Source organism: Hymenobacter elongatus, from assembly GCF_004745955.1.
In the GTDB taxonomy this organism is placed as follows: Bacteria; Bacteroidota; Bacteroidia; order Cytophagales; family Hymenobacteraceae; genus Hymenobacter; species Hymenobacter elongatus.
This window is the reverse complement of record NZ_SRLD01000116.1, coordinates 1-885: the sequence shown is the minus strand read 5'-3', so window position 1 is coordinate 885 and position 885 is coordinate 1. Positions and strand designations below refer to the sequence as shown.

Below are 885 nucleotides of genomic sequence, written 5' to 3'. Positions count from 1 at the left end.
AGGGCCTGCAACTCGGTGTATTTTTGCTCGGCCAACGCTAGGTATTCGGCCTTACTCATGGCGGTGGAGGGGGCTGTAGTCATGACCTAAGTTACGAATACGCAGCGACAATTTGGGTTGCACCCAACGACGGCAACGACCAGCCCGACAAAAACAAGCGCGTAGGCCAAACCGGTGGCCTCTACCACGTGCGCACCGACCGCTACGAAACCATTCGGGACAGGCTGATCGAGGCCATGAAGGCCGGCGGGGGCGGCGACGCACCCGAAAACGACGCCGAAGCCCTGCTCTACGCCCGGCAGCTCACCGCCGCCGACTCCACCGACCTCATCCTGATTGCCGATAACTACACCTTCCCCCGCGACGCGAAGCTGCTCAAAAACACCACCGCCCACGTCCGCATCATCCTCTGCGGAGTGCACGACTACATCAACCCGCGCTACCTGGCCCTGGCCCGCAAACACGGCTTCTCCCTGCACACCATCGAGGGCGACATCCAGGACCTAAGCAAGCTGCTGGAAGGCGAAATCATCACCATCCAGGGCCAGCAGTACCAGGTGACCGGGGATGGATTTAAGCTGGTGCAGAAAATATAACGCCCGCTAACCGCTGGGTTCGGCCCGGGCGTCTATCAGAAGGCATTTGCTTGTGTGCCCACGCTCCTGCCAACCGCGCAGCTACAGCCAGCGCCGGGTTAGCAGCCCCCCCCCCCTGAAGGCACGTTTCCCGGGCACAAGACAGCAGCATGTATTGCGCTCCTAAGAGCCTATCCAAATAGGCAGTTATACCAGGTGATTCGAGCGCAAGCAAAATGGAGCATGGCCAGATAGTTTTCGGGTTTTTTGGCCCAACGAATCAGCAGGTGGCGGAAGCGGTTGAGCCAGG

Annotated in this window: 1 protein-coding gene and 1 pseudogene; one reads left to right on the top strand and one right to left on the bottom strand. The window is 60.0% G+C overall.

All coding sequences use genetic code 11. The annotated features are described in order from the left end of the window. Nucleotides 1–188 precede the first annotated feature (188 nt). Complete coding sequence (locus E5J99_RS21005; RefSeq protein ID WP_135499760.1) at nucleotides 189–596, top strand: hypothetical protein; 408 nt, start codon at nucleotides 189–191, stop codon at nucleotides 594–596. A gap of 170 nt (nucleotides 597–766) precedes the next feature. Here the strand turns inward: E5J99_RS21005 and E5J99_RS21000 are convergent. Next, a pseudogene (locus tag E5J99_RS21000) lies at nucleotides 767–885 on the bottom strand (IS5/IS1182 family transposase); the annotation flags it as partial.